The 18918-nt window shown below is 40.9% G+C and carries 33 protein-coding genes; all 33 read right to left on the minus strand.

Annotated features, from left to right (window positions below; translation table 11 throughout):
• Positions 1-256: 256 nt before the first annotated feature.
• The 33 genes from rplQ to pplA all read right to left on the minus strand — a co-directional run bounded on the left by rplQ (position 257) and on the right by pplA (position 18895).
• Positions 257-664: a 50S ribosomal protein L17 gene (gene rplQ, locus EP58_RS13880; RefSeq protein WP_036060310.1), complete on the minus strand. Its 408-nt coding sequence runs from the start codon at positions 662-664 to the stop codon at positions 257-259.
• Positions 665-691: 27 nt separating this feature from the next.
• Complete coding sequence (locus EP58_RS13885; RefSeq protein ID WP_036071402.1) at positions 692-1636, minus strand: DNA-directed RNA polymerase subunit alpha; 945 nt, start codon at positions 1634-1636, stop codon at positions 692-694.
• A 94-nt stretch (positions 1637-1730) separates the two neighbouring features.
• Positions 1731-2120, minus strand: a complete 390-nt coding sequence (rpsK, locus tag EP58_RS13890) for a 30S ribosomal protein S11 (RefSeq protein ID WP_036060306.1) — start codon at positions 2118-2120, stop codon at positions 1731-1733.
• A gap of 30 nt (positions 2121-2150) precedes the next feature.
• The gene (rpsM, locus tag EP58_RS13895; protein ID WP_036060303.1) at positions 2151-2516 is read right to left on the minus strand and encodes a 30S ribosomal protein S13; all 366 of its coding nucleotides are present in this window, start codon (positions 2514-2516) and stop codon (positions 2151-2153) included.
• Between the two features lie 18 nt (positions 2517-2534).
• Positions 2535-2648 (minus strand): 50S ribosomal protein L36, encoded by a 114-nt coding sequence (gene rpmJ, locus EP58_RS13900; protein ID WP_003156543.1) that lies wholly within the window; start codon positions 2646-2648, stop codon positions 2535-2537.
• A gap of 101 nt (positions 2649-2749) precedes the next feature.
• Positions 2750-2968, minus strand: coding sequence for a translation initiation factor IF-1 (gene infA, locus EP58_RS13905; RefSeq protein WP_036060296.1), 219 nt, complete (start codon positions 2966-2968; stop codon positions 2750-2752).
• A 381-nt stretch (positions 2969-3349) separates the two neighbouring features.
• On the minus strand, positions 3350-3997 hold the full coding sequence (locus EP58_RS13910) for an adenylate kinase (RefSeq protein ID WP_036094358.1): 648 nt from the start codon (positions 3995-3997) through the stop codon (positions 3350-3352).
• A gap of 66 nt (positions 3998-4063) precedes the next feature.
• The gene (gene secY / locus EP58_RS13915) at positions 4064-5365 is read right to left on the minus strand and encodes a preprotein translocase subunit SecY (RefSeq protein ID WP_036094359.1); all 1302 of its coding nucleotides are present in this window, start codon (positions 5363-5365) and stop codon (positions 4064-4066) included.
• Complete coding sequence (gene rplO / locus EP58_RS13920) at positions 5365-5805, minus strand: 50S ribosomal protein L15 (RefSeq protein WP_036065517.1); 441 nt, start codon at positions 5803-5805, stop codon at positions 5365-5367. Before rplO ends, secY begins: the two co-directional genes overlap by 1 nt.
• A 56-nt stretch (positions 5806-5861) precedes the next feature.
• Positions 5862-6041, minus strand: coding sequence for a 50S ribosomal protein L30 (gene rpmD, locus EP58_RS13925; protein ID WP_003720933.1), 180 nt, complete (start codon positions 6039-6041; stop codon positions 5862-5864).
• A gap of 16 nt (positions 6042-6057) precedes the next feature.
• Positions 6058-6561 carry a 30S ribosomal protein S5 gene (gene rpsE / locus EP58_RS13930; RefSeq protein ID WP_036060286.1) on the minus strand — a complete coding sequence of 168 codons (504 nt, stop codon included), beginning with the start codon at positions 6559-6561 and terminating at the stop codon, positions 6058-6060.
• A 21-nt stretch (positions 6562-6582) separates the two neighbouring features.
• Positions 6583-6942 carry a 50S ribosomal protein L18 gene (gene rplR, locus EP58_RS13935; RefSeq protein WP_036065516.1) on the minus strand — a complete coding sequence of 120 codons (360 nt, stop codon included), beginning with the start codon at positions 6940-6942 and terminating at the stop codon, positions 6583-6585.
• A gap of 33 nt (positions 6943-6975) precedes the next feature.
• Positions 6976-7512: a 50S ribosomal protein L6 gene (gene rplF, locus EP58_RS13940; protein WP_036071390.1), complete on the minus strand. Its 537-nt coding sequence runs from the start codon at positions 7510-7512 to the stop codon at positions 6976-6978.
• Between the two features lie 29 nt (positions 7513-7541).
• Positions 7542-7940 carry a 30S ribosomal protein S8 gene (rpsH, locus tag EP58_RS13945; protein ID WP_036065514.1) on the minus strand — a complete coding sequence of 133 codons (399 nt, stop codon included), beginning with the start codon at positions 7938-7940 and terminating at the stop codon, positions 7542-7544.
• Positions 7941-7972: 32 nt separating this feature from the next.
• Complete coding sequence (locus tag EP58_RS17285) at positions 7973-8158, minus strand: type Z 30S ribosomal protein S14 (protein ID WP_077912491.1); 186 nt, start codon at positions 8156-8158, stop codon at positions 7973-7975.
• 39 nt (positions 8159-8197) lie between these two features.
• On the minus strand, positions 8198-8737 hold the full coding sequence (gene rplE / locus EP58_RS13950; RefSeq protein WP_036065509.1) for a 50S ribosomal protein L5: 540 nt from the start codon (positions 8735-8737) through the stop codon (positions 8198-8200).
• Positions 8738-8765: 28 nt separating this feature from the next.
• Positions 8766-9086, minus strand: coding sequence for a 50S ribosomal protein L24 (gene rplX / locus EP58_RS13955; RefSeq protein WP_036080307.1), 321 nt, complete (start codon positions 9084-9086; stop codon positions 8766-8768).
• Positions 9087-9124: 38 nt separating this feature from the next.
• Positions 9125-9493 (minus strand): 50S ribosomal protein L14, encoded by a 369-nt coding sequence (gene rplN / locus EP58_RS13960; RefSeq protein WP_036071388.1) that lies wholly within the window; start codon positions 9491-9493, stop codon positions 9125-9127.
• A gap of 74 nt (positions 9494-9567) precedes the next feature.
• A complete protein-coding gene (gene rpsQ, locus EP58_RS13965) occupies positions 9568-9831 on the minus strand; it encodes a 30S ribosomal protein S17 (protein ID WP_036080303.1) in 264 nt (87 codons plus the stop codon).
• A gap of 27 nt (positions 9832-9858) precedes the next feature.
• Positions 9859-10050 carry a 50S ribosomal protein L29 gene (gene rpmC / locus EP58_RS13970; RefSeq protein ID WP_036060270.1) on the minus strand — a complete coding sequence of 64 codons (192 nt, stop codon included), beginning with the start codon at positions 10048-10050 and terminating at the stop codon, positions 9859-9861.
• Positions 10037-10474, minus strand: a complete 438-nt coding sequence (rplP, locus tag EP58_RS13975; RefSeq protein WP_036065506.1) for a 50S ribosomal protein L16 — start codon at positions 10472-10474, stop codon at positions 10037-10039. Before rplP ends, rpmC begins: the two co-directional genes overlap by 14 nt.
• Before the next feature lie 2 nt (positions 10475-10476).
• The gene (rpsC, locus tag EP58_RS13980) at positions 10477-11133 is read right to left on the minus strand and encodes a 30S ribosomal protein S3 (protein ID WP_036071385.1); all 657 of its coding nucleotides are present in this window, start codon (positions 11131-11133) and stop codon (positions 10477-10479) included.
• Positions 11134-11136: 3 nt separating this feature from the next.
• Positions 11137-11481 (minus strand): 50S ribosomal protein L22, encoded by a 345-nt coding sequence (gene rplV / locus EP58_RS13985; RefSeq protein WP_036071384.1) that lies wholly within the window; start codon positions 11479-11481, stop codon positions 11137-11139.
• A 19-nt stretch (positions 11482-11500) separates the two neighbouring features.
• Positions 11501-11779 (minus strand): 30S ribosomal protein S19, encoded by a 279-nt coding sequence (rpsS, locus tag EP58_RS13990; protein ID WP_036065502.1) that lies wholly within the window; start codon positions 11777-11779, stop codon positions 11501-11503.
• 90 nt (positions 11780-11869) lie between these two features.
• Complete coding sequence (gene rplB, locus EP58_RS13995) at positions 11870-12703, minus strand: 50S ribosomal protein L2 (RefSeq protein WP_036060259.1); 834 nt, start codon at positions 12701-12703, stop codon at positions 11870-11872.
• Positions 12704-12740: 37 nt separating this feature from the next.
• Positions 12741-13025: a 50S ribosomal protein L23 gene (gene rplW / locus EP58_RS14000; protein WP_036094361.1), complete on the minus strand. Its 285-nt coding sequence runs from the start codon at positions 13023-13025 to the stop codon at positions 12741-12743.
• Positions 13025-13648, minus strand: a complete 624-nt coding sequence (gene rplD / locus EP58_RS14005; protein WP_036080294.1) for a 50S ribosomal protein L4 — start codon at positions 13646-13648, stop codon at positions 13025-13027. Before rplD ends, rplW begins: the two co-directional genes overlap by 1 nt.
• A gap of 26 nt (positions 13649-13674) precedes the next feature.
• Positions 13675-14304, minus strand: coding sequence for a 50S ribosomal protein L3 (rplC, locus tag EP58_RS14010; protein ID WP_036080292.1), 630 nt, complete (start codon positions 14302-14304; stop codon positions 13675-13677).
• Between the two features lie 31 nt (positions 14305-14335).
• Positions 14336-14644: a 30S ribosomal protein S10 gene (gene rpsJ, locus EP58_RS14015; protein ID WP_036065498.1), complete on the minus strand. Its 309-nt coding sequence runs from the start codon at positions 14642-14644 to the stop codon at positions 14336-14338.
• Positions 14645-14959: 315 nt separating this feature from the next.
• Positions 14960-15760: an FAD export ECF transporter transmembrane subunit FmnA gene (gene fmnA, locus EP58_RS14020; RefSeq protein WP_036094363.1), complete on the minus strand. Its 801-nt coding sequence runs from the start codon at positions 15758-15760 to the stop codon at positions 14960-14962.
• Positions 15761-15781: 21 nt separating this feature from the next.
• Positions 15782-16738: a 1,4-dihydroxy-2-naphthoate polyprenyltransferase gene (menA, locus tag EP58_RS14025; protein WP_036094365.1), complete on the minus strand. Its 957-nt coding sequence runs from the start codon at positions 16736-16738 to the stop codon at positions 15782-15784.
• A 15-nt stretch (positions 16739-16753) separates the two neighbouring features.
• Positions 16754-17830 carry an FAD:protein FMN transferase gene (locus EP58_RS14030; RefSeq protein ID WP_036094456.1) on the minus strand — a complete coding sequence of 359 codons (1077 nt, stop codon included), beginning with the start codon at positions 17828-17830 and terminating at the stop codon, positions 16754-16756.
• Between the two features lie 162 nt (positions 17831-17992).
• Positions 17993-18895: an extracellular electron transfer flavoprotein PplA gene (pplA, locus tag EP58_RS14035; protein ID WP_036094366.1), complete on the minus strand. Its 903-nt coding sequence runs from the start codon at positions 18893-18895 to the stop codon at positions 17993-17995.
• Positions 18896-18918 lie beyond the last annotated feature (23 nt).

An 18918-nucleotide genomic window follows, 5' to 3' on the forward strand; every position in this document is an offset into this window, starting at 1 on the left:
TATCCAGTTTTCGTCCTATAAATCATTATATCCGACTACTGTCATTTAAACAAGAACGCACAAAAAAGACCTATCAGCTTAGCGCCGATAAGTCTTTTTCGCATATGTAAGATCGTGAATAAGGGTCTCCCCTTGATTCACAACAAAAAAAAGCCTGCGCTTCTCTCCACACCTTTTGCGAGAGAGAAGACACACAGAGCTAGACAAAGACGGCGAACCGCTCTATCATAACACTCCACTTGCTTTAACACATGCATTATACTAATTCAATGATAACCATTGGTGCGCCATCACCGCGACGAGGACCTTTTTTCATGATACGAGTGTATCCGCCTTGACGTTCCGCGTAACGTGGAGCAACATCATCAAATAATTTTTGTAAAGCGTAAACTGGACGATTTTTTGTCACAGTGTTACCATCTTTATCTTTCACTTCTTTTTGTACCACGTTAACAACTTCGTGGCGAACAAAAGCAGCTGCTTGACGACGAGAATGCAAGTCTCCTTTTTTACCAGAAGTGATCAATTTTTCAACGACAGAACGAATCTCTTTAGCTTTCGCTTCAGTTGTTTCGATACGTTCGAAAACGATTAAATCAGTCGCTAGATCACGTAGCAATGCTTTACGTTGCGATTTAGTACGACCTAATTTTCTGTAACCCATGGATTTCCCTCCTTCACAAAGTAAAAATTAATTTTCGTTTCGTAAACCTAAGCCAAGATCAGACAGTTTCACTTTTACTTCTTCTAAAGATTTACGACCCAAGTTACGAACTTTCATCATATCATCCTCAGATTTGTCAGCTAATTCCTGTACTGTATTGATTCCAGCGCGTTTCAAACAGTTGTAAGAACGAACAGATAAGTCCAATTCTTCAATTGTCATCTCAAGCACTTTCTCTTTATGGCTTTCTTCTTTTTCAATCATGATTTCCGCTTTTTGGGCTTCATCCGTTAAATCAACAAAAATATTCAAATGCTCTGTAAGAATTTTTGCTCCCAAGGAAACAGCTTCTTCAGGGCTAATACTTCCATCCGTTAAAACGTCAAAAGTTAGCTTATCATAATTTGTGGATTGTCCAACACGTGTTGTTTCCACTTGATAGTTAACACGGATAACCGGGCTAAAAATCGAATCAACTGGCAACACACCGATTGGCATATTCTCACGTTTGTTTTGATCCGCAGGTGTATAACCACGACCACGCGCCGCATTCAAGCGAACATGGAATTTCGCGTTATCACTAAGTGTACAAATATGAAGATCTGGATTCAGAATCTCAACATCGCTATCATAGTTAATATCGCCGGCAGTTACTACCCCAGGACCTTGCATATCAATTTCCAAAGTTTTGTCATCTTCGGCATACACTTTAAGCGCAAGTTTCTTGATATTCAAAATCATGCTTGTTACATCTTCTACTACACCTTCGATTACAGAAAACTCATGTAACGCTCCATCGATTTGGATAGATGTCACTGCAGCACCAGGAAGAGAAGATAACAGAATACGACGTAAGGAGTTACCCAAAGTTGTACCATATCCACGCTCTAGTGGCTCTACAACAAACTTTCCATACTTGGCATCATCGCTGATCTCAATCGTCTCGATTTTCGGTTTTTCAATTTCGATCATTCAAATTTACCCTCCTTCAAAACGTCTCTTTGGCTAAGATCCTTATGAAGAATCTCGTGACAATAGTTCAAAGTTGCGAACAAAATACGACTACTTAGACACGACGACGTTTTGGAGGACGACATCCGTTATGAGGAACTGGAGTCACATCTTTAATAGCAGTTACATCAAGACCTGCCGCTTGAAGAGCACGAATTGCTGCTTCACGTCCTGAACCTGGTCCTTTAACTGTTACTTCCAAAGTTTTCAAACCATGTTCTTGTGCAGCTTTTGCACACGTTTCAGCCGCTAATTGCGCTGCGAAAGGTGTTGATTTACGAGCGCCTTTAAAGCCTAAAGCTCCAGCACTTGACCATGCTACTGCATTACCGTGCATGTCAGTAATCGTTACAATTGTATTATTGAATGTAGAACGAATGTGTGCAATACCAGCTTCGATATTCTTTTTCACACGACGTTTACGAGTATTAGTTTTACGTACCATTCACAAACTACCTCCTTTACTTACTAATAATTATTTCTTCTTACCTGCGACCGTTTTTAATGGGCCTTTACGAGTACGTGCGTTGTTCTTCGTGTTTTGTCCACGAACTGGTAGACCACGACGATGACGCATGCCACGATAAGAACCGATTTCGATCAAACGTTTGATATTCAAGTTCACTTCACGACGAAGATCACCCTCAACCTTAATTTTGTCAACTAGTTCACGGATTTTACCAAGTTCTTCTTCAGTTAAATCACGAGTACGAGTATTTTCAGAAACACCTGCTTCTTTTAATACATCTTTAGCCGTTTGGTTACCGATACCATAGATGTAAGTCAAAGATATTACGATACGCTTTTCGCGCGGAACATCAACACCTGCAATACGTGCCATTTATAAAAGCACCTCCTCTTATCCTTGTTTTTGTTTATGTTTCGGATTTTCACAAATTACCATTACTTTACCTTTTCTGCGAATAACTTTACATTTCTCACAGATTGGTTTTACTGATGGTCTTACTTTCATGTAGATATACCTCCTTGTTTACTAGAGAAAATGTCTCTATAAACCGATTAAAACATAGCTGGCGAACCAGACCGGTATATAATTTCATTTCCGATAATTTCTTATTTAAAACGGTAAGTGATTCTGCCACGTGTCAAGTCATACGGGGAAAGCTCCACCGTTACTTTATCACCTGGTAAAATACGAATATAGTGCATACGGATTTTGCCAGAAACTGTAGCTAAAACAGTATGACCATTTTCTAGTACAACTTTGAACATCGCGTTAGGCAATGTGTCTTCCACTGTACCTTCCACTTCGATTACATCTTCTTTTGCCATAAGTTGCTACCTCCTTACTCTTTTAACTGGACCATTTACAGGTCTGCCATTTCTTTTCGCGTAAAATTTTATTACATGAAAAAACGCTAGACATACCAAAATCGTTCCCCACGACAAGGAATTAATTTTATACATCTTCAGACAATCGGTAAAAGTACGGTCCCGCAAAAATGGAAGTACAAGTGCATCTGGCTCGAGTTCGAACGCCTTCATATCACTATTTCCAGTAGCATTCCTATTTATCCAGATGATCTTCAGACAATCTCTCGTTCATCATGTTTCGCATAGTTGTTACTCACTGCACTGCCAATTACCCATTATACTACAAAACAAAACATTTTGCACTACATAGGTACCGACTGTAAAATAAGCGATGATTTCTTAAAATGAAGCTAGAATCTTATCTACGTCTTCGAACACGACATCAATATCTTGTTCTCCGTTAACCGCAAACAAAGTTCCTTTTTCACCATAAAAATCTAACAATGGTTGCGTTTGTTTGATATTAACATTTAAGCGATTCTCCACAGTTTCTGCTTTATCGTCTTCACGTTGGTAAAGAGTAGCACCATCGATGTCACAAATCCCCGCTTGTTTCGGAGGATTGAAAACTTCATGATACGTTTTACCACATGTTGGACAAATCCAACGACCAGTCAGACGTTTCATCAGGCTGCTTTTATCTACTTGAATGTTAACAACAGCATCAAGCTTTGTTCCAAGGTCCGAAAGAATACTTTCTAATTCCTCGGCTTGCTCAACAGTACGTGGAAACCCATCAAGCAAGAAACCATTCTTAGCATCATCTTCAGCTAAGCGCTCACGAACGATACCGTTTGTCACATCGTCAGGAACTAGATTGCCGCTATCCATAAAGGATTTAGCTTTCAGACCTAATTCTGTGCCATTTTTTATTGCTGCGCGGAACATATCCCCAGTTGAAATGTGAGGAATATTGTATTTCGCTACAATTTTTTCAGCTTGCGTACCCTTACCGGCACCGGGCAGTCCCATTAACACTAGTTTCAACTGTATCGCCCCTTTATTTAGTAGCACGTCGGGGCATGAGGTTTGATCCTCAGCCGACCCACGTGTTTATTTGATAAATCCTCGGTAATTTCGTTTCACAAGTTGTCCTTCTAATTGTTTTGTTGTATCAAGGGCTACCCCGATAACAATCAGCAAGCTCGTACCACCAATGGCGATAGATTGCGGAAGATTGAATACAGCAGCTCCGATTGTAGGCATGATTGCAACTACAGAAAGGAAAAGCGCACCAACAAAAGTTAAGCGGTAAAGCACACTAGTAAGATACTCTTGTGTTTCACGGCCAGGACGTTTACTTGGAATATAGCCACCTTGTTTCTTCAAGTTATCTGCAACTTTCTCAGGATTCACTTGAATGAACGCATAGAAGTAAGTAAATGCGATGATCAAGGCCACGTACAGACACATACCAATCGGTTGCGTATAGTCAAAAATTTGTTTTAAGACTTTCACGACTTGGCTGGTTGAGTCAACGAAGGCAAAGCTCAAAATAGTTTGCGGTGTAATGATAAAGGCACTTGCAAAGATTACCGGAATAACCCCAGCAGAGTTAAGTTTAAGCGGTAAATGCGTTGCTTGCGCTCCACCAGTTTTTGCACCAGCGACACGTTTTGAGTATTGAATTGGAATCTTACGCAATGCTTGTTGGAAGTAAATAACGAGCACAATGATCGCTAAAACTGCCACGGCAATGGCGATAAGAATCAGAACGCGCATGAACAACTGATCACCAGCGTCTTCAATTTGTGATACATAGAGAGAACGTATGCCATCCGGAATACGAGCCACGATACCAGCAAAGATAATAATGGAAATACCATTACCAACGCCACTCACAGTAATTTGTTCACCTAACCACATCAGGAACATTGTACCAGTTGTAAGAACAACCGCAATTGCTAAGTATTGAGGGATAGAAGGATCAATAATAAAGCCAGAACCCGCCAATCTATTGAAACCAAAAGCCATACCGAAAGCTTCGACAAGTCCTAGTCCAATAGTTAAATACCGCGTCAATTGGTTGGATTTCTTACGTCCCATCTCACCTTGTTTTGACCACTCAGTAAGTTTGGGCACAACATCCATTTGTAATAGTTGCACGATAATCGATGCGGTAATGTAAGGCATAACACCCATCGCGAAGATAGAGAAGTTCTTCAGCGCACCACCATTGAAAGTATTCAGGAATCCTAAAATCCCTGTTTCCATCGATTTTTGAATTGTAGCTGCGTCCACTCCCGGTACCGGAATAAATGTTCCGATACGGAAAATGACTAGCATAGCTAACGTAAACATGATTTTCTTACGAATGTCTGCAACTCTGAAAAAATTGATCAACGTCGAAAACATTAGATCACCTCAGTTTTTCCACCAGCAGCCTCGATAGCCTCTTTAGCAGCTGATGAGAATTTGTTAGCTTTCACTGTAAGTTTTTTCTCGATTGCGCCGTTAGACAAAATCTTAATTCCAGATTTTGCGTTACGAACGATACCTGTTTCAATTAATAATTCAGGTGTTACTTCTGTACCTTCTTCAAAGCGATTTAAAACATCAATGTTCACAACAGCATACTCTTTGCGGTTGATGTTTGTAAAACCACGTTTTGGAATACGACGGAACAATGGTAATTGTCCACCTTCAAAGCCTAGGCGTACACCGCCACCTGAACGTGCTTTTTGACCTTTGTGACCGCGTCCTGATGTCTTACCGTTACCAGAACTCATACCACGACCAACACGATTACGCTCTTTACGAGAACCTTCTGCAGGTTTAAGTTCGTGAAGTTTCATGTCAAGCACCTCCTCCTAATTTATGATTTTATTCATTTAAAAATTGTAGTAATAGCTTAAACTTCTTTAACGTCCACTAAATGACTAACTTTAGTGATCATCCCACGAATTGCAGGATTATCTTCTTTTACAACAACAGAATTAGTTTTTCCCAAGCCTAGAGCTTGAACTGTTTTGCGTTGTGGTTGAGGGCGTCCGATTAAGCTACGTTTTAGAGTAATTTCTAATTTCGCCATAACGTTTATTCCCTCCTTATCCTAGTAATTCTTCAACTGTTTTGCCGCGTAATTTCGCAACATCTTCAGCTTTTTTAAGTTGTTTGATACCATCGAATGTAGCGCGAACCATGTTGATTGGTGTGTTAGATCCTAGTGATTTACTAGACACATCAGCAACACCAGCTAACTCAAGGACGGCACGAACTGGACCACCAGCAGTTACACCAGAACCGGCGCTTGCAGGTTTTAGGAGAATTTCTCCACCACCAAAATGACCGATTGCTGTGTGTGGGATTGTAGTGTCAACAGTTGGTACGAAGATCATATTCTTCTTAGCATCGTCAATTGCTTTACGGATCGCATCTGGAACTTCTTGCGCTTTACCAGTACCGAATCCAACATGACCGTTTTTATCTCCAACGACTACGAGCGCTGAAAAACGGAAACGACGACCACCCTTAACTACTTTCGCAACACGGTTGATAGTAACTACGCGTTCTTCTAATTCTAATTTGTTTCCATCGATTTGTTGAGGCATGTAAGTTGTCCCTCCTTCTTATTAAAATTCCAATCCATTTTCACGAGCAGATTCAGCTAAAGCTTTTACGCGACCATGATATAAATAACCACCGCGGTCAAATACAACAGCTTTAACGCCTTTTTCTGTAGCGCGTTTTGCAACGATTTCGCCTACTTTTGTAGCAGCGTCAACTTTTGACTCAGCTTTAGGGAAATCTTTATCTACGTTAGATGCGCTAGCGATTGTTACACCGTTAACATCATCGATAAGTTGAGCATAAATGTTCTTGTTCGAACGGAATACGTTCAAACGTGGACGAGCTGCTGTTCCAGAAATCTTAGAACGAACACGACCATGTCTTTTTTTACGCACTTTATTTTTGTCGATTTTGGTAATCACACGACTCACCTCTTCTCTTAGCTTTATGCGGCATTATTTACCGGTTTTACCTTCTTTACGACGTACAAATTCGCCTTCGTAACGGATACCTTTACCTTTGTAAGGCTCTGGTGGACGTACGGAACGGATATTTGCAGCCAATTCGCCAACGTGTTCTTTGTTAATACCGCGAACGATAACTTTCGTATTCGCTGGTACTTCCACTTCAACACCTGGACGAGCTTCGAATTCTACTGGATGCGAGTAACCTACGTTTAAAACAAGAGTAGTACCTTGTTTTGCAGCACGGTAACCGACACCAATAAGCTCAAGAGTTTTTTCGTAGCCTTCAGATACACCGACAACCATGTTATTTAGAATAGCACGTGTCGTACCATGAAGAGCACGGTGTGTTTTATTGTCAGAAGGACGAGTCACATTGATCTCGCTGCCTTCGATATTGATTGAGATATCTGGGTTAAAAGTTTTTACAAGCTCACCTTTAGGACCCTTAACAGTTGCTGTTGAACCATCTAATGTTACAGTAACACCAGCTGGGATAACAATTGTTTTTTTACCTATACGGGACATTTATTGCACCTCCTTGTGATTTTCTTGTTTTACCAAACGTATGCTAGAACTTCTCCGCCCACTTGTTTAGCGCGAGCTTCTTTGTCAGTTAACAAACCTTGAGAAGTAGATACAATTGCAATACCTAAACCGTTAAGTACTTTTGGTACCTCATCAGCTTTAGCGTAAACACGAAGACCTGGCTTACTGATACGCTTAAGTCCAGTAATTACACGCTCGTTAGCTGCACCATATTTAAGGAAAACACGGATTGTACCTTGTTTGTCGTCTTGAATATACTCAACATCACGTACGAAACCTTCTCTTTTAAGGATTTCAGCGACTTCTTTTTTGATTTTTGAAGCAGGAACTTCTAATTTATCGTGACGTACCATATTGGCATTACGAATACGAGTTAGAAAATCTGCGATAGGATCTGTCATCACCATGAAAAATTTACCTCCTTCCCATTATTGGGTTTTTACCAGCTTGCTTTTCTGACGCCGGGAATTTGTCCTTTATAGGCAAGTTCACGGAAGCAGATACGGCATAGTCTAAATTTGCGAATAACGGAATGTGGACGACCACAACGTTCACAACGAGTGTAAGCTTGAACAGGATGTTTCGGTGTGCGTTTTTGCTTCGCGATCATTGATTTTTTAGCCACGTTTGCGCCTCCCTACTTATTTATTGATTACTATTTGGATTACTTTTGAAACGGCATTCCAACATGTGTCAGTAATTCTTTTGATTCTTCGTCAGATTTGGCAGTAGTAACGATTACTACGTCCATTCCGCGAACTTTACTTACTTTATCGTAATCAATTTCAGGGAAAATTAATTGCTCTCTAACACCTAGCGTGTAGTTACCGCGACCGTCGAAGGCTTTTTTAGAAACCCCACGGAAGTCACGAACACGTGGTAAGGAAACAGTAATTAATTTGTCTAAGAAATCATACATGCGATCTCCACGTAGCGTTACTTTCGCACCGATTGGCATTCCTTCACGAAGACGGAAACCAGCGATTGAATTTTTCGCTTTTGTGATTACAGGTTTTTGACCAGTGATTAGAGCTAACTCTTCCACTGCACTATCCAAAACTTTCGCATTTGCTGTTGCGTCACCAACACCAGTGTTGATTACGATTTTGTCGATTTTTGGTACCTCCATTACGGAGTCATAATTGAATTTGCTCATTAAAGCAGGAACAATTTCCTTAAGATATCTATCTTTAAGGCGATTCATGTAATATTCCCTCCTTCCTCAAATACTTTTATTTAGTTGCGTCTTTTATAACTTCACCGGATTTTTTAGCTACGCGTACTTTCTTACCATCCTTGATTTCACGGTTCACACGAGTTGGTTCACCAGTCTTAGGATCGATAAGCATTACGTTAGATACGTGAATCGGTGCTTCAACATTTAAAATTCCACCTTGCGGGTTAACGTTTGATGGTTTTGTATGTTTTTTAACCATGTTAAGTCCTTCAACGATCACGCGATCTTTCTTAGGGAACGCAGCGATAATTTTGCCGGATTTACCTTTATCTTTACCAGTAATAACTTGAACTTTATCACCTTTTTTGACATGCATTGGGTCTAGCACCTCCTTGAGATTGAAACTACAGTATTTTAAAGAACTTCTGGAGCTAAAGAAACGATCTTCATAAAGTTGCTATCACGAAGTTCGCGAGCAACAGGTCCAAAAATACGTGTTCCACGAGGACTTTTATCGTCACGGATTATAACACATGCATTTTCATCAAATTTGATGTAAGAACCATCTTGACGACGTGCTCCACTCTTAGTACGAACGATTACCGCTCTAACTACTTCACCTTTTTTGACAACGCCACCTGGTGTTGCTTGTTTAACAGTACACACGATTACGTCACCAATATTCGCAGTTTTGCGTCCTGATCCGCCTAGTACTTTAATAGTTAATACTTCACGAGCACCAGAGTTATCAGCGACTTTCAAACGACTTTCTTGTTGAATCATTAGGATACCCTCCTTCCAGACTTACAATCAGGAAATTTATTTTTCCTAGTAAAACGATTATTACGAGTCACGATTTAAACTAATACAGCTTTCTCAACAACATCTAGTAAGCGGAAACGTTTAGTCGCCGATAATGGACGAGTTTCAGCAATGCGTACTAGATCGCCTGTTTTAGCTACATTATTTTCATCATGCGCTTTGAATTTTTTAGAATACTTCACTCGCTTGCCATAAAGCGTGTGTTTCTTATACGTTTCAACAACGACAGTAATTGTTTTATCCATTTTGTCGGATACAACACGTCCTGTATATACTTTACGTTGGTTACGTTCAGACATGTATTAAAACCTCCTCCTGAATTAATTTTAGGCAAGTTCTCTTTCACGAACGATTGTTTTCATACGAGCAATCGCTTTGCGTACTTCACGGATACGTGCAGTGTTTTCCAATTGGCCAGTAGCTAATTGAAAGCGCAGGTTGAAGAGCTCTTCTTTTAGAGATTTCTCTTTATCTTGAATTTCAGTAGTGGACAATTCACGGATATCAGTTGCTTTCATTTGCTTCACCACCAATTTCTTCGCGTTTCACGATTTTTGTTTTAACAGGTAGTTTATGTGCTGCAAGACGTAATGCTTCACGCGCTACTTCTTCAGGTACACCTGCGATTTCGAACATAATTTTGCCACGTTTAACTGGGCTTACCCAACCTTCCGGAGCACCTTTACCTTTACCCATCCGAACGCCGATTGGCTTAGATGTGTAAGATTTATGAGGGAAAATTTTAATCCAAACTTTACCGCCACGTTTCATGTAACGAGTCATTGCAATACGGGCAGCTTCGATTTGACGGTTAGTGATCCATGAAGCATCAACTGCTTGTAGACCATACTCACCAAATGCTACTTCTGTTCCGCCTTTTGCGCGTCCACGCATGTTACCACGGAACTCACGACGGTATTTAACACGTTTTGGAACTAACATTATTATTTTCCTCCTTCCACATTTGTTTTCTTCGTAGGAAGGACTTCACCGCGGTAGATCCAGACTTTAACGCCTAGTTTACCATAAGTTGTGTCAGCTTCTTCCCATGCGTAGTCGATGTCGGCACGCAATGTATGAAGAGGAACTGTTCCTTCACTGTAATGTTCCGCACGAGCGATATCCGCTCCACCTAGACGGCCGGAAACTTGAGTTTTAATACCACGAGCACCCGCACGCATTGTACGTTGGATAGCTTGTTTTTGTGCACGACGGAACGATACACGGCTTTCTAATTGACGAGCGATACCTTCAGCAACTAATTTAGCATCAAGATCAGCTCTTTTAATTTCTACGATATTGATATGAACTCGTTTACCTGTAAGTTCATTTAGGTTTTTACGTAAAGATTCAACCTCAGATCCACCTTTACCGATAACCATTCCTGGTTTAGCAGTGTGGATTGTGATGTTTACACGGCTTGCAGCGCGTTCGATTTCGATACGAGATACAGAAGCATCTGATAAGTTTTTCGCGATATAATCACGGATACGTATATCTTCATGTAAGAAGTTCGCGTATTCTTTACCAGCATACCATTTTGAATCCCAATCACGAATGATACCGACACGCATACCAATTGGATGTATTTTTTGGCCCACGAATTATCCCTCCTCGACTTCAGATACCACGACTGTGATGTGGCTTGTACGTTTATTTATTGCGCTTGCGCGTCCCATTGCACGTGGACGGAAACGTTTCAATGTTGGGCCTTCGTCAACGAATGCCTCAGAAATTACTAAGTTATTTACATCTAAATCATAATTGTGCTCAGCGTTTGCGACTGCTGATTTTAAAACTTTCTCGATAACCGGAGAAGCTGCTTTTGGAGTAAGTTTTAAAATAGCAACGGCTTCGCCGACTTGCTTACCACGGATTAGATCGATTACCAATCTAACTTTACGAGGAGCAATACGAACAGTTTTTGCAACGGCTTTTGCAGTTGTCATCAGGATATCCTCCTCTCAATTAACGTCTTGTTTTTTTATCGTCGCCCGCATGACCGCGGTACGTACGAGTTGGTGCGAATTCACCTAATTTATGTCCTACCATATCTTCTTGGATATAGACTGGAACGTGTTTGCGACCGTCATATACAGCAATCGTTTGACCAACGAATACTGGGAAAATTGTTGAACGACGAGACCAAGTTTTAATAACTTGTTTCTTTTCGCTTGCATCCGCTGCCTCAACTTTTTTCATCAAATGATCATCTACAAAAGGTCCTTTTTTCAAGCTACGACCCATGTCGGAACCTCCCTTCGCATAGTCAGGAATCGGAAAGCTTGAGCTTGCCCGTTCCTGCTACCTATAAATTCGTTTAAATGACAAATCCAATTATTTTTTCTTACGACGACGTACGATAAATTTATCGGAGTTATTGTTTTTCTTACGAGTTTTATAACCAAGTGTTGGTTTGCCCCAAGGAGACATTGGTGATTTACGTCCGATTGGTGCTTTACCTTCACCACCACCGTGTGGGTGATCGTTCGGGTTCATGACAGATCCACGAACTGTTGGGCGTTTACCCATCCAACGTGAACGACCTGCTTTACCAATGTTGATAAGTTCGTGTTGTTCGTTACCAACTTGGCCGATAGTAGCACGACAAGTAGAAAGAATCATACGAACCTCACCAGAGTTAAGACGGATTAATACGTATTTGCCTTCTTTACCAAGTACTTGAGCACTTGTTCCAGCTGAACGTACTAATTGTCCACCTTTACCAGGTTTCATTTCGATATTGTGGATAACAGTACCCACTGGAATATCTTTAAGTTCTAGCGCGTTACCAACTTTGATATCCGCCTCTGAACCTGAATAAATTGTTTGGCCTACTTCTAAGCCTTTCGCTGCGATGATGTAGCGTTTTTCTCCATCAACGTAGTGAATTAATGCGATGTTTGCAGAACGGTTAGGATCATATTCGATCGTAGCAACGCGTCCTGGAATACCATCTTTATTACGTTTAAAATCGATCACGCGGTATTGACGTTTATGTCCTCCACCGTGATGACGAACAGTTAACTTACCTTGGTTATTACGACCAGCCTTCTTTTTCAGAGGACGTAGTAAAGCTTTTTCTGGAGTACTTGTAGTAATCTCAGCAAAATCTGAACTCGTCATGTGACGACGGCCGTTTGTGGTAGGTTTATACTTTTTAATCGCCATTGTATTCCCTCCTCTATTAGTTCAATTCATAGAAGTATTAAACTTCGAAAAATTGGATTTCTTTGCTATCGCCAGTAAGTGTCACGATAGCTTTACGACGCTTGTTTGTATAGCCAGCGTAACGGCCCATGCGTTTCATTTTACCTTTGTAGTTCATTACGTTTACTTTCGCAACTTTCACTTCGAAAATTTCTTCGATAGCTTTTTTTACGTGCGTTTTAGTAGCGCGTGTATCAACTTCAAATGTATATTTCTTGTCGTCTAAAACACTTGTTGATTGCTCAGTGATAATTGGGCGCTTAATGATGTCGCGTGCATCCATTATGCAAGCACCTCCTCTACTTGTTCAAGAGCTGCTTTCGTGATAATTAACTTATCATGTTTAGCAACATCTAGTACTGAGATACTTTGAGCTGGAATAACTTTAATGCCTTGTAAGTTACGTGCAGATAGTTCTACATTTTCACTTTCATCGGCTACTACTACCAATGCTTTTGTATCTACAGAGATATTTTTAAGGAAAGCCGTGAATTCTTTAGTCTTAGGAGCAGAGAAAGTTAAACCTTCCAATACTACTAGGCTCTCTTCTTTTACTTTAGAAGAAAGGATCGATTTGATCGCTAAACGACGAACTTTCTTAGGTAATTTGTAAGCATAGCTACGTGGTGTTGGGCCGAATACGACTCCACCTCCACGCCATTGTGGGGAACGAATCGAACCTTGACGGGCACGACCAGTACCTTTTTGACGCCATGGTTTACGTCCACCGCCGCGTACTTCTGAGCGGCCTTTTACTTTATGAGTTCCTTGACGTAAGGAAGCTCGTTGACTCAAAATTACATCAACAACCACTTTTTCATTTGGTTCAATACCGAAAATAGTATCGTTAAGTGTAATTTCGCCAGCTTTTGTTCCATCTTGTTTCAATAAAGCTACGTTGGGCATTTTGTTAGTCCTCCTTTCCAATTAAATTATCTTGATTTGTTAGCTGTTTTGATTTGGATAAGTGCTTTTTTAGCTCCTGGAACGTTTCCTTTAACTAAAAGAACATTTTTCTCAACATCAACTTTGACGATTTCTAGGTTTTGGATAGTGATTTGATCTCCACCCATACGACCTGGAAGTAATTTATTTTTGAATACACGGTTAGGTGCTACGGGACCCATTGAACCTGGGCGACGATGGTAACGAGAACCATGGGACATTGGGCCACGGGATTGTCCGTGACGTTTAATAACACCTTGGAAACCTTTACCTTTCGATACGCCTGTCGCGTCAACGATGTCACCTTCTGCGAATACGTCTACTTTAATTTCTGCACCAATCTCATACTCGTCTAAGTTTACATCGCGTAATTCGCGAATGAAGCGCTTAGGAGTAGTATTGGCTTTTTCTACATGACCTTTTTCGGGTTTGTTTGACAATTTTTCGCGTTTATCCTCGAAACCGATTTGAATTGCTTCATATCCGTCCGTATCAACTGTTTTCTTTTGAAGTACTACGTTAGCACCTGCTTCGATAACTGTTACTGGAATAAGTTCGCCGTTTTCAGTGAAAACTTGTGTCATCCCTACTTTTCTACCTAAGATTCCTTTGGTCATGAGTCACACCTCCTGTTATTTTGGATTTTTATTATAGTTTGATTTCGATGTCCACACCGCTTGGTAAGTCTAAACGCATAAGGCTATCAACAGTTTGTGGTGTTGGATTAACGATATCGATTAAACGTTTGTGTGTACGCATTTCGAATTGCTCACGTGAATCTTTGTATTTATGAACCGCACGCAAGATTGTGTAGATTGACTTCTCTGTTGGAAGTGGAATCGGACCAGATACAGAAGCACCAGAACGTTTCGCAGTTTCTACAATTTTCTCAGCCGATTGATCCAAGATACGGTGATCATACGCTTTTAAACGAATACGAATTTTTTGTTTTGCCATTATTTTCCCTCCTTTTCGCCTACTTTTAAAATAGACATTCTCCGTGAAAATCTCCTGGACACTCGCCATGGCAAAGCGGCCGGGTGTGTCAGCAACCTCTCACTTCATCACATCTACAGCCCCAACTAGTGGGGGTGTTGCACGAAATAGACAGAGCAATCCCTGTTCATTTGCACTTTATCTATTATACACGTCCGCCCTAGTAATTTCAACGATTTTGTGAAAAAACTTTTTTATTGCTGATTTTGTGATTTTTAGGCGTGCAAAAAGGCTTAAAATCGTTGGGTTGATTCATAGCCTTTTTGCCATTGCTTATTATGAAATTCTTAGCGTCACAAGCGCCGTGGTTAGGGCAACCAATACGAGAGCTGCTACTAAATCGCACCAGTGCCAATGCAGGATGCGGAATCGGGTTCTTTTTTTATCGCCTTGGTATCCTCTTGCTTCCATTGCATCTGCTAGGTCTTCGGCTCGGTTGAAGGAGCTGACGAATAGCGGGATGAAGATGGGCACGACGACTTTCATTTGTTCGAATAGGTTCCCTTCGCCAAAATCAACGCCTCTTGCTCGCTGGGCTTTCATGATTTTATCGGTTTCTTCCATTAAAGTTGGAATGAATCGCAAAGCTACGGAGATCATTAGGGCAATATCTTGGACTGGCATCTTGAAAATTTTGAATGGCCGTAGTATGTAAGCGATGGCGTCTGTCAGGTCCATAGGTGTCGTTGTCAGCGTGATTACCGTCGAGATGAAGATTATCAGCATGAACCGGACGAACACGTATATGCCGTTGATTATGCCGAATGAGGAGATGGCAAATGGTCCCCAGCTAAAATAGATCGTTCCGCCGCTCGTGAATAGGGCTTGTAGTAATACCGTGAAAAGGATTAGCCAGATTAGCGGTTTCACTCCTTTAATGAAAAAGCGATACGATATGCCGGTCATGAAAATCACTAAAAACGAGAAAAGCGTTAGTAGCGCGTAGGTTTGCCAGTTGTTCGCTAGAAATAGAATGCCGATGAAGTAAAAACCGGCGATCAGTTTTGTTCTTGCGTCTAAATGATGGATAAGGGATTCCCCAGGCATAAAGCGCCCAAATATTAATTTATCAAGCATCAGAAATCCCCTCTTTTCTCATTATATATATTTGAAGATTAAACTTGCGGCGAGACAAACGACAATTGCGCTGTTCATGACAACGAAATTTTTGATGGAGATGACGAATGTTTTCGCTTTGATTTGCTCGGCGTTGAATTTCTGTAAATTTTTAAATACCGGGATAATCGCGAGTAGCGTTACTAGCATGATTGGGCTAAGGAATCCGATGATGACGGAAACGATGATCGCCGCAAAAGAGGCATAGTACAGCGCATTAAACAAGATTACCGCGTATTTTTTGCTGATGTAGTATGGCAACGTGTAACGGTGGTTCCGGATATCTTCCTCTAAATCGCAAATGTTATTGGCTAGCATGATGTTGGCTATCGTGAAAATGCACGGCAAGGACACGACGGCGATTCGGATAACTTCTATTATATTCACTTTCACAGTAACCCATTCGCCTGACCAAATCAAGTTTGCGATTCCTGCATCGTAGGCATTCACGTAAATCGCTAGAAACACGATACCAAACCCCATCGTCACGCCAGAAAAAATTTCTCCAAGCGGCATGCGCGACAATGGGACTGGGCCGAACGTGTATAGAATCCCGATGCAAAAACAGACGAATCCGACCAGCAGGACTAGTAAATCCGTTTCTACAACAAGCCAGACACCGAGTCCTGTCGCGATTAAAAACATGACAAAAATCGTGATGATCACTGTTTTTTCCGATATTCGTTCTTGACCGATGACATTACTCGTCGTCCTGTAGTCATAATCGTGATTGTTCGTCGCTTTCCGGTAGTCCATATAGTTATTAATTGCCGTTGTCGTTAAATCGAAAATCAACATCGAACCAAAGAAAATCAGCGTGTTCTCCCAATTAAATAAATCATATTGATATACCGCGAATAACGTACCAATGATAAATGGAAAAACACTCGCAATCTTCGTCTGGATTTCTACCAATTTCAAAAATGCTGGTATCGACACTTCTGACACTCCTTTTTAATTCGCCATTTTGAAATTCTTATCTGTTAATTTGAACTTCCCTTGCAAGCCAGACGTGATGTATACCTTTTTCTCTTTACTTACAAAAATCGCTTCGACGCCTTTGTATGTCTCGATGAAGTCCATACCGCCTTGGATGCCTTTGGAGAATGTCGCTGTGGACAAGCCGTCGCCGTCAATCGATTTCTTAGAGACAATGGACACACCTGCAATGTCGTTGTCGAATGGATAACCTGTTTTCGGATCGAGTAAATGGTGGTATTTCACTCCATCTACTTCTAGGAAACGCTCGTAAATCCCTGATGTAACGATGGATTTGTTGGCTTCTGGAATCGTACCAATGACTGTACCGCGTGATTCGAATGGATCTTGAATACCCACAACCCAGTCGCCACCTTTAGGACTGTCACCTTTCACGATGATATTTCCGCCGAGATCAATAATCGCTGTCGTTACTTTGTTTTCATCTAACACATCGGCTACTTCATCTGCAATGTAACCTTTAGCAATAGCGCCGAGATCAAGCTCCATGCCCTTTTCTTCTAGGTAAACCGTCTTTTTAGCATCGTCTAACTTCACTTTTTTATAATCAATTAGTGGCAAAACTGCGTCGATTTCTGCTTGGCTCGGTTTTCTCGCGTCATCAAAACCGATGTGCCATAGAGAAGTCAGCGGGCCAATCGTGATGTCGAAGCTACCACCTGAGCTCGCGCTATATTTCAAGCCTTCTTTAATAAGATAGTAAACATCATCGTTCACCTTCACAGGGTTTTTACCGGCAGCCAAGTTCACCTTGTCTACTTCAGAAGTTTTACCGCTATCGCTCGTCGTAATCTGCTTATCTAGCTCCTTGATTCGGTCAAAGGCTTTGAGAAGGACGTCCTCTTTTCCTTTGTCGTAAATTTTAACTACATTGATTGTCCCCATTAAAAAATCGGTTTTTGTATATGGTTGGGCAAGTATTTCTGAATCATTATCTTCTGATGCGCTGCTTTTCTTCGTATCGTCGTTCCCACATGCTGTAACAACGACCGCTAAAAGCATGAGCGTGATTAAAATATAAAATTTCTTCATTTGGATTGCACCTTTCCTTGTTTGGAATGAAATATAATATGCCTTTGTCGCTATTTTAATGTATCGGTGATTCGCATCATTGTCAAGGAAGTCGAGTAACCCCAACAAAAAAGGCTCCAGAGTTTTCGCCCTGAAGCCCTTCTTCGTTCCTTGCTATTTTACTTATTCAGAGTCAACTTTATTGAAAACTTTAATCATATCTGTGTTACCAGATTGCGCTGCATTGTAAAGTTGTGCTGCGTAGATTCTGAATGCGTCAGATGAATGTGTCGCACCAGTTACTACTGCAACGTCTGCTGGATTTTGTTTAGAAACCAACTCTTTGTTCAATGTCGGGATGTATTCTTGTGGACCTACGCCAGTTTTTGCTTTCATGTTTTTCTCGTAGTCAGCGTCGTCTGTTTTTAACTTGCCATCTTTGTCCACATAGTTGTAGTCAGATGTCGTGATTTTGCCATCTTTTACTTCCATGTTGAACACGACACGGTAGTTGTTAGCATAGTTTTGCTCTTCTAATGAGTATTTACCATCTTGTAAATCTGCACCATTGTTGATTTCAATTGTCGCTGTGTCAGCACGTTGCGCCGCTTGAATCAATTGGTTAGAGTAGTTGATGAATGTATCAGAAGAATGTGTTGCTCCTGTTACTACTTCTACATCTGCAGCTGATTGTTTAGAAACTAGAGAATCATTCAAAGCTGGGATGTATTCTTGTGGGCCTGTGCCTACTTTAGCTTTCATGTTTTTCTCATAGTCAGCATCGTCTGTTTTTAGCTTGCCGTCTTTATCTTTGTAGTTGTAATCAGATTCTGTGATTTTATTATCTTTAACTGTGATCGTCATGAAGGCTTTCCAACCTTTGTCGTCAAAGTTCTTTTCTTGCAATTTGTAAGTACCGTCTGTCATTGTACCATCTGTTTTAGCATCCGCTTTCTTCGTATCTGTTTGTTTCGTGTCGCTAGATTTGCTGTCACCGTCGCTACTATTGTCATTACCACACGCTACTAACAACATGCTTGAAGCCATTACTGCCGTCAGGGCCATTACCAACTTTTTCTTCTTCATAAAATTTGCTCCCACCTTTTAAA

Source organism: Paenilisteria newyorkensis, from assembly GCF_000766145.1.
Taxonomy (GTDB): domain Bacteria; phylum Bacillota; class Bacilli; order Lactobacillales; family Listeriaceae; genus Listeria_A; species Listeria_A newyorkensis.